This window comes from Parvibaculum sp., assembly GCF_049672805.1.
Lineage (GTDB): Bacteria > Pseudomonadota > Alphaproteobacteria > Parvibaculales > Parvibaculaceae > Parvibaculum.
The window spans coordinates 1-8,909 of the sequence record NZ_JBATWS010000253.1 but is presented as its reverse complement, the minus strand read 5'-3'; the positions used below and the strand labels follow the sequence as shown (position 1 = coordinate 8,909).

The 8,909-nt window shown below is 60.4% G+C and carries 10 protein-coding genes; 5 read left to right on the top strand and 5 right to left on the bottom strand.

Annotated features, from left to right (window positions below):
- The 3 genes from dapE to murI form a co-directional block, all read left to right on the top strand.
- The coding region (gene dapE, locus WBF74_RS08235) for a succinyl-diaminopimelate desuccinylase (protein ID WP_424437951.1) at nt 1-1,053 on the top strand (1,053 nt) is incomplete at its 5' end.
- On the top strand, nt 1,050-1,655 hold the full coding sequence (locus tag WBF74_RS08230; protein WP_424437948.1) for a hypothetical protein: 606 nt from the start codon (nt 1,050-1,052) through the stop codon (nt 1,653-1,655). The genes dapE and WBF74_RS08230, both read left to right, overlap by 4 nt.
- Entirely contained in the window at nt 1,652-2,476 is an 825-nt protein-coding gene (murI, locus tag WBF74_RS08225; protein WP_424437946.1) for a glutamate racemase, read from the top strand. Before WBF74_RS08230 ends, murI begins: the two co-directional genes overlap by 4 nt.
- Nucleotides 2,477-2,491: 15 nt before the next feature.
- Here the strand turns inward: murI and truA are convergent, their stop codons facing one another.
- From truA to def, 3 genes are read right to left on the bottom strand one after another with little or no spacing between them, the layout of a single operon-like run.
- Nucleotides 2,492-3,232, bottom strand: coding sequence for a tRNA pseudouridine(38-40) synthase TruA (truA, locus tag WBF74_RS08220; protein WP_424437943.1), 741 nt, complete (start codon nt 3,230-3,232; stop codon nt 2,492-2,494).
- Nucleotides 3,232-4,173 (bottom strand): methionyl-tRNA formyltransferase, encoded by a 942-nt coding sequence (gene fmt / locus WBF74_RS08215; RefSeq protein ID WP_424437940.1) that lies wholly within the window; start codon nt 4,171-4,173, stop codon nt 3,232-3,234. The genes truA and fmt overlap by 1 nt, the downstream gene beginning before the upstream one ends.
- Nucleotides 4,174-4,213: 40 nt before the next feature.
- Entirely contained in the window at nt 4,214-4,735 is a 522-nt protein-coding gene (def, locus tag WBF74_RS08210) for a peptide deformylase (protein WP_424437937.1), read from the bottom strand.
- A 145-nt stretch (nt 4,736-4,880) separates the two neighbouring features.
- Between def and rmuC the strand changes: the two genes are divergently transcribed.
- Together rmuC and WBF74_RS08200 are read left to right on the top strand one after the other, a co-directional pair.
- Nucleotides 4,881-6,461 (top strand): DNA recombination protein RmuC, encoded by a 1,581-nt coding sequence (rmuC, locus tag WBF74_RS08205; RefSeq protein ID WP_424437934.1) that lies wholly within the window; start codon nt 4,881-4,883, stop codon nt 6,459-6,461.
- Between the two features lie 107 nt (nt 6,462-6,568).
- Nucleotides 6,569-7,912, top strand: a complete 1,344-nt coding sequence (locus WBF74_RS08200) for an alanine/glycine:cation symporter family protein (RefSeq protein ID WP_424437931.1) — start codon at nt 6,569-6,571, stop codon at nt 7,910-7,912.
- Between the two features lie 13 nt (nt 7,913-7,925).
- Here the strand turns inward: WBF74_RS08200 and recR are convergent, their stop codons facing one another.
- Entirely contained in the window at nt 7,926-8,531 is a 606-nt protein-coding gene (gene recR, locus WBF74_RS08195; protein ID WP_424437928.1) for a recombination mediator RecR, read from the bottom strand.
- Nucleotides 8,532-8,534: 3 nt separating this feature from the next.
- On the bottom strand, nt 8,535-8,843 hold the full coding sequence (locus WBF74_RS08190; RefSeq protein ID WP_424437954.1) for a YbaB/EbfC family nucleoid-associated protein: 309 nt from the start codon (nt 8,841-8,843) through the stop codon (nt 8,535-8,537).
- Nucleotides 8,844-8,909 lie beyond the last annotated feature (66 nt).

Genomic DNA, 8,909 nt, shown 5'->3' with positions numbered 1-8,909 from the left:
TTTCGCTGCGAGCGCCTGCGCTATTCAGCCGAAGGCACGCCGGATGTGGACAATCTCTATGCGCGCGTCGGCACCGAGGCGCCGCATTTCTGCTTTGCCGGCCACACGGATGTGGTGCCGGTAGGGGAAAAGGCCGCCTGGACGGTTGACCCCTTTGAAGGCGCGATCCGGGAGGGGCGGCTTTATGGACGTGGTGCCGCCGACATGAAGAGCGCCATCGCGGCCTTTGCGGCGGCCGCGGAACGGCTCATCACTTCCGGCGGCTTCAAGGGCTCGATCAGCCTGCTCATCACGGGCGATGAAGAAGGGCCGAGCATCAATGGCACGGTGAAGATGCTCGAAACGCTCGCCGCGCGGGGCGAGAAGATCCATCATTGCCTCGTGGGTGAACCGACCAGCGTCGAAAAGCTCGGCGACATGGTGAAGATCGGGCGGCGCGGCAGCATCAATGGCTGGCTCACAGTGCATGGCACGCAGGGTCATGTCGCCTATCCGCATCTTGCCGACAATCCCGTGCCGCGCCTTCTTGAAATGCTGCACCGGCTGGATGCCCATGTGCTTGATGAAGGGACGGATCATTTCCAGCCCTCCAATCTCGAAATCACCTCCGTCGATGTCGGCAATACGGCCACGAATGTTATTCCGGCAAGCGCGAAGGCCGTTTTCAATATCCGCTTCAACGATCTCCATACGGGCGCCTCTCTCGAAAAATGGATGCGGTCTGTTCTCGACGCCGTGACGGCGGAGAAGGGCGGCAGCTACACCTTGAAGACAGCGACGAGCGGCGAAGCCTTCCTCACCCCGCCAGGCGATTTTTCCGCACTGATTGCACGCGCCATCGAACAGGTGACCGGCATCACGCCCGAGCTTTCGACAACGGGCGGCACATCGGATGCGCGCTTCATCCGCGCCTATGCGCCGGTGGTCGAGTTCGGACTCCCGAATGCCACCATGCACAAGGTCGATGAGAATGCGGGCGTGGATGATATTTCGCGCCTGGCCGATATTTATGAGGCGATCTTGCGCGGCTATTTCAGCGGGCTTTCCTCGTGAACGGCGCGGTCATCAGCAATGCGATGGTGGGCGCCTGGTATCTGCTAATCGGCGACAAGCGCGCACAACAATGTTTTGACCTCTCGCCGGAAGGCGCTCTCGGCAGTTTTACCGGCCTGCTGCTTTCGCTGCCGATCCTCTTCTTCTCATCCACCGCCGCGCTTCGCCTTGCGACGAGCAGCGAGCATTTTCCGATCGAGATTCCCTTCGGGCCGTTCATCACGGCGGAGATGCTCGGCACGGTGATCTATTGGGCGGCCTTCCTTTTTGCAATGGCCCGCATCACGCGCGCGCTCGGTCTTGCGCAGGCCTATACGCCCTATCTCATCACCTTCAACTGGGGCGTTCTTTTCACCAATGCGGTTTTTGCGCTGCCGCTAGTGCCCTATTCGCTCGGCCTTTATTCGGACGGGGCCGCCCTCTTCCTGATGCTGCCCGCGCTTGCCGTGCTCTTTATCTATCACTGGCGGATAGCGCGTGAGGTGCTGGGTGCCGAACAGGGGCCGGCCATAGCCATTGTCATTTTTGCAGCCCTTCTCAGCTTCTCCATCGACCAGATTGTCGGATTTCTGATCCTGCCGGCAGGAGGTCTTGGCGGATGAGCGACGAACGGCCCATCGGCGTTTTTGACAGTGGCATTGGCGGCATCACGGTTCTGAAGGCGCTGCGCGCGGCGCTGCCTCACGAACATCTCGTCTATCTCGGTGACACGGCGCGGCTGCCCTATGGCACGAAAAGCGCCGAGACGGTGACAGCCTATGCGACACAGGCAACGAAACACCTGCTCCGCCATGATGTGAAAATGGTCGTGATTGCCTGCAACACCGCTTCCTCCGTTGCGCTTGAGCCGCTCACAAACGCGCTCGCACCCATTCCCGTAATTGGCGTGATCGGCCCCGGCGCAAAGGCCGGTGCAAAGGCCACAAAGACGGGCCGCATCGGCGTCATTGCCACGGAAGCAACGGTGAAGGGCGGCGCCTATGTTCGCGCGATCCATGCAGAAATGCCGGACGCAGAAGTGACACAGGCACCCTGCGGCCTCTTCGTGACGCTGGCGGAAGAAGGCTGGACCAAAGGCGATGTCGCAGAAGCGGCCGCGCGCCGCTATCTCGCACCGCTTTTCAAAGGGCGGAACGCGCCGGACACGCTGGTGCTTGGCTGCACACATTTCCCCGTGCTTGCACGCACCATTGCCAAGGTCACGGGCAAGGGCGTGAAGCTCGTCGACTCGGCAGCTACAACCGCAAAGGCCGTGAAGGAGGCGCTCGCCGAGAAAGGTCTTGCCACAAAACGCAAGAGCAAGGGCCGCACGCGCTTTCTTGCAACCGACAGCACGGAACGCTTTGCTCGCGTCGGCGGGATTTTCTTCGGCGAGGAAATTCGCGCGAAGGATGTCGAGCTTGTGGACATCAAGCCGGAGTGACGGCCGGGAACTTGTTCAGTCGTAATCAACCTGCAACAGATAAAGCCCGTCGGGCGGGGCGACCGGGCCGCAGGCCGCGCGGTCGCGTGCGGCAAGCGCCTTCTCCACCTGCCGCTTTGTCCACTTCCCCTCGCCCACCATTTTCAGCGTGCCGACGAATGAGCGGACCTGATTATGCAGGAAGCTCCGCGCGCGGCAGGTGATCTCGATCTCATCTGCATAGCGGGCGACCGAGATTTCATCGACCGTCTTTATCGGCGATTTCGCCTGACACTGGACGGAGCGGAAGGTGGTGAAGTCGTGATTGCCGACAAGCACCTGCGCCGCCGCATGCATTGCATCGGCATCAAGCGGCTTGTGGACAAGCCAGGCCTGACCGCGATCGAGCGTGAGCGGCGCTCGGCGATTGATGATCCGATACATATAATGGCGGCGTGTGGCCGAGAAGCGCGCCTCGAATGTGTCGGGCACTTTTTCCACGGCGATGATTGCAACCGGGTGCGGGCGCATATGGGCGTTCACCGCATCGCGGAGCGTGTCGAGCGCGGTTTCATTCGGCAGATCGACATGTGCCACCTGCCCCAGCGCATGAACACCGGCATCAGTGCGACCTGCGCCATTTACCTTCACGTCTTCACCACAAAAGCCCTTGAAGCCTGCTTCCAGCACATGTTGCACTGACAGGCCGTTCGCTTGCGCCTGCCAGCCAACGAAAGGCGCGCCGTCATATTCGATGGTAAGTTTGTAGCGGGGCATCAGCTGACACTCTCGCCAACGGTGAGCGGATAGCCGCGGAGAAAATCCCGGGCGCTCATTGCAGATTTTCCTGCGCGCTGAAGCTCGGAGATTTCAAGCGCGCCCTCACAACAGGCAATGATGATGGTGCCATCCGTTGAAAGTATTTCTCCCGGCTTGCCGGATTTCTCGACGGGCGCGGCGCGCACTATCTTGATGCGGGTCGCATTCCTGCCTGTTCCCGCTTCGAAGAAGGCACCGGGGAAAGGTGTCAGCCCGCGAATATGGCAATCAAGCTCGCGGGCCGGGCGCGACCAGTCTATCCGCGCTTCTTCCTTGGTGATCTTTTTCGCATAGGTGACGCCTTCTTCCGATTGCGGAACAGCCTCAATGCTGCCTCGCGCGAGCGCTGCAAGGGCGCGCACCATCAGCGACGCACCGATTTCCGAAAGGCGGTCGTGAAGGCTGCCCGCCGTTTCATCCTTCGCAATGGTGACATGCTCGGCGAGAAGCACGGGGCCGGTATCAAGCCCCTCCTCCATCTGCATCACCATGACGCCGGTTTCTGCATCGCCTGCCATAATGGCGCGCTGGATGGGGGCCGCCCCGCGCCAGCGCGGCAGAAGCGAGGCATGGAGATTGAGGCAGCCAAGGCGTGGCGCCTCCAGCACGGGCTTTGGCAGAAGAAGGCCATAGGCGACGACCACCGCCGCATCTGCCTCAAACTCTGCAAATATCTTCTGCTCGGTCTCATCCTTGAGCGAGACAGGCGTGAAAACGGGAAGCCCGTGTTCCTCGGCAAAGCGGTGAACGGGTGATGGCTGCTCGGACATGCCGCGGCCTGCCTTGCGCGGCGGCTGCGAATAGACGGCCACGACGTCGTGACCGGCGGCGAGAATTTCTGCAAGAACGGGAACGGCGAAATCCGGTGTTCCCATGAAAACGAGCCGAAGGCTGCTCATCTTCTGGCCCTCATCTCATGGATTCTGGCGCGGTGTGCGCTCAAGCGGGTTCCTTCTGGAGCTTCTTCTGCTTCATGAGCTTCTTCAGCATCATGGAACGCTTCACGCGCGAGAGATGATCGATGAAGAGGATACCCTTCAGATGATCCATCTCATGCTGGAGACAGGTGGCGAGAAGTTCGTCGCACTCCTCCTCGCGGATTTCGCCCTGATAATCGAGATAGCGCACGCGGCAGCGGGCCGGGCGCTCCACTTCTTCATAAAGATCAGGAACCGAAAGGCAGCCTTCCTCATAGACGGAGGTCTCGTCCGAGGTCCAGATGATCTCGGGATTCACGAAATAGCGCGGCTGCGGCTTCTCGCCTTCCCGGGCAAGATCCATGACGATGACCTGTTTGGGCACGCCAATCTGGATCGCGGCAAGGCCGATGCCCGGCGCGTCATACATCGTCTCCAGCATGTCATCCATCAGCGCGCGCAGTTCGTCATCCACCCGCTCGACGGGTTTGGAGACCTCCTTGAGCCGGGGGTCGGGCGCTGTAATGATTTCGCGTATGGCCATGCGCCTGACATAAGGCCGAGGGGTGAACCGGTCAAGCCAGCGCGCTCGAATGTCGCCCGTTTCCCCGGTTTCCTGCGGCCCGGCTCAGGCAGGGAATCGGCTATAGTCAGCGGGAAAATGACGGTGAAAGGGGGATGGAGCGACAATGACCGGGCTTTTGGCAAATAGCGGCGTGATGGCAGGGCTTATTACCGGGGCCGCCATTCTTCTCGCCGCCATTGTGCTGGTTCTTTTCCGCCGGAAAGGGGATGGCGGGGCCAATGTCGAGGGGCTGAAGGCCGAGATCGCCTCGCTTCGGGCCGAGTTGCAGCAGCTTGGCGGGCGCTTTTCGGGCATCACGGATGCGCAGACCGCTGCCTTGGGCGACCTCACCCGCACGCTGAACGACCGGCTCAATCAGGGCGTGGGCGCCATTCAGACGGCCGTGCAGACCATCGGCACCAAGCTCGACGCCGATGTGGCTGCCATGGAAAAGAGCGCCGTTGCGGGCCGGGAGCGGCTTCAGGAGCTTGTCGATCAGAAACTTGATGCCTCGAGCACGAAGCATAGCGAGGCGGCGGGCGCGCTGCGGGCGGAGCTCACCAAAAGCTTCGCGGACACGACCACCGCCATGACCTCGACGCTCCGGCAGCTTGGCGCCGACCAGCATGAAAAGCTCAACGAGTTTTCGGCCCGCATTGCCGAACTCACCAAGCTGCAAAATGAGGCGCAGGAGAAACTGCGTAACGCGGTTGAGGCACGACTCGATCAGTTGCGCATGGAAAACAGCGCCAAGCTCGACGAGATGCGCCAGACGGTCGATGAGAAGCTGCAATCCACACTTGAGAAGCGGCTTGGCGAATCCTTCAACACGGTGAGCGAGCAGTTGAAGCGTGTCCATGAAGGGCTTGGCGAGATGCAGAATCTCGCAACCGGCGTGGGCGATCTCAAGCGTGTGCTCACCAATGTGAAAACGCGTGGCACATGGGCGGAAGTGCAGTTGCGCTTCCTGCTGGAAGATTATCTCACCGCTGACCAGTTCGTCGCCAACGCGCAGATGAAGCCGAACACGACAGAGCGTGTGGAGTTTGCCGTGCGCTTTCCCGCGCGCGACGATGATGGCAGCGATGTTTATCTGCCCATCGACTCGAAATTTCCGAAGGAAGATTATGAGCGGTTGATGATGGCGGCAGAAGCTGCCGATCCTGTTGCCGTGGAAGCGGCGAGTGCGGCCCTCGAAACCACGATCCGAAATTCGGCAAAGACGATCTGCGACAAGTATATCAACCCGCCCCATACTACGGATTTCGCCATTCTCTTCCTGCCGACCGAAGGGCTCTTTGCGGAAGTGCTGCGTCGCCCCGGCCTTTTCGACCGGCTGCAACGTGATTACCGCGTGACAGTTGCCGGACCGACCACGCTTTCCTCGCTGCTCAATGCTTTCCAGATGGGTTTCCGCTCGCTCGCGATTCAGCAGCGCTCAAGCGATGTGTGGAAGGTTCTCGGCGCGGTGCGTACCGAGTTTGACAAGCATGGTGATGTACTCGACCGCATCAAGCGCCAGCTCAGCGCGGCGGCAAACAGCGTGGACGCGCTTGGCACACGGACCCGCAGCATGCGCCGCCACCTCAAGGATGTGGAGGCGCTGCCCGCCGCTACCTCATCCGCACTTCTCGGCCTTGCAGCCCCCGCAACCGGCGATGATGACGCTGATCTGGATGAAGAAGCCTGGGTGCCGGATGAATAGGCACTCCTTCTGCCAATTTTTTTGAAGCGGAAGCGGTTTTTTTTTTGCTAGGCTCCCCACCGAACGTAGATGCCCTCGGGGGCAGATCAAAATGGGGGCAGGGGTCAATGCAGGCTTTTCAGGACTTTGTAGGACAGATCAACGATCTTCTCTGGGGCTGGCCGATGCTCATCGCCATTGGCGGTGTCGGACTTTATCTGACCATCGGCCTGCGCTTCATGCCCTGGCGGAAAATTCCCGAAGGTTTCGCCACTTCTTTCGCACCCTCACGCGGGAAGGGTGAGATTTCTCCATTTCAGGCGCTTGCAACCGCGCTCGCCGCCACTGTGGGCACGGGCAATATTGTCGGCGTTGCCACTGCGATTTACTGGGGCGGGCCCGGCGCGCTTTTCTATATGTGGGTGATTGCCTTCATCGGCATGGCCACGAAATATTCTGAAGCGGTCTGCGCCGTCGCCTATCGCGAGAAAGATGCGCTCGGCAATTTCGTCGGTGGGCCGATGTACTACATCAAGAATGGTGTTGGCCCGAAATTCCCGAAGCTTGCCATGGTTCTCGCCCCGGCCTTCGCCATTTTCACCGCTTTTGCGGGCTTCGGCATCGGCAATACGGTGCAGGCGAACTCCGTCGCAAAGGTGATGGAATCGAGCTTTGGCGTGCCGACCATTGCGACCGGCCTTTTCGTCATGGTCACTGTCGGCCTCGTGCTGGTGGGCGGGTTGAAGCGTATTGCGGAAGTCGCAAGTGCACTCGTTCCTACAATGATCGTCATCTATGTCGGCAGCGGCATTGCCATTCTTGCCGCGAATTATGCGGCGCTCCCCGGTGCCTTCGAACTCATCTTCAAGCATGCCTTCACACCGGCTGCGGCAGAAGGCGGCTTCCTTGGCGCGACTGTGGTGATGGCCATTCGCTGGGGTTTTGCGCGCGGCATTTTTTCCAATGAGGCGGGACTTGGGTCCGCCGCCATCGTTCACGCGGCAGCAAAGACCAACAATCCGATTGAGCAGGGTCTTGTCGGCATGATTGGCGTCTTCATTGACACAATCGTCGTCTGCACCATTACAGGCCTCGTCATCATCACATCGGGCGTGTGGACCTCCAGCGCCAATGGACCGGCCATGACGGCGGATGCCTTCCAGGCGACGCTCGGCTTTGGAGGGACGGTCGTCGCCATATCGCTCGCGCTCTTCACCTACACGACGCTGCTTGGCTGGAGCTATTACGGAGAACGTGCGCTCGTCTTCCTGTTCGGTGTGAAGGCAATCATGCCCTATCGCATCATCTGGGTACTGCTTATCCCGATTGGCGCAACGATGAGCCTTGATCTCGTCTGGGGTATTGCGGATGCGCTGAATGCAATGATGGCAATACCGAACCTGATCGCGCTCATTATCCTCGCGCCCGCTGTCTTTGCGATGACGCGGAATTACTGGAACAAGGAAGGCTGATCGCAGGGAAGGCTCAGAAGGGGCGGCGGGATTTCATGGCGGCGGCAAGCGTGCCGTCATCAAGATAATCAAGCTCGCCGCCCACCGGCACGCCATGCGCGAGTCGCGACACGGCGATGCCCAGTCCCGAAATACGGTCAGTGATGTAATGCGCGGTCGTCTGCCCATCAACCGTCGCATTCATTGCAAGCACGATCTCGTTTATCGCGCCCGCGCCGCCTTCAAGGCGCTCGACCAGCTTGCCGATATTGAGATCATCCGGCCCCACGCCATCAAGCGCTGAAAGCACGCCACCCAGCACATGATAGCGGCCCTTATGGGCGCCTGCGCGCTCCAGCGCCCAGAGGTCGCCTACTTCTTCCACGATGCACAATACATGCGGGTCGCGCGTTTCATCCGTGCAGATGGCGCAGGGGTCCTGCGTGTCGATATTGCCGCAGCTTGAGCAGATGCGCGCCTTCTCCGCTGCATCCGCCATGGCAGAAGCAAGCGGGCTCAACAGCGTTTCCTTCTTCTTGATGAGTTGCAGCACTGCGCGCCGCGCAGAACGCGGCCCAAGCCCTGGCAGCTTTGAAAGAAGCGCAATCAGGCGCTCGATTTCCGGCCCGGTAACGGCCATGCCTCAGAGTCCGAGGCCCGGCGGAATCGGCAAGCCGCCCGCAACCGACTTCATCTTCTCTGCGGCAAAGGCTTCCGCCTTCGACTTCGCATCCGCGCATGCCGCGACGATCAGATCTTCGAGGATTTCGCGCTCATCCTCTTTCATCAGCGAGGGATCGATTGAAACCTTCTTCACCTCGCCCTTACCCGACATGAGAACCGTCACCATGCCGCCGCCTGAACGGCCTTCAAGCTCGGCGGCTTCAAGTTCCTTCTGCATGTCCGCCATGCGGGCTTGAAGCTGCTGTGCCTGCTTCATGATGTCGAACATGTTTTTCACGCTTCGGGCTCCCTGTTGTCATACTCGGCTGCAAAGGCATCGGGATCGATGCCGGGG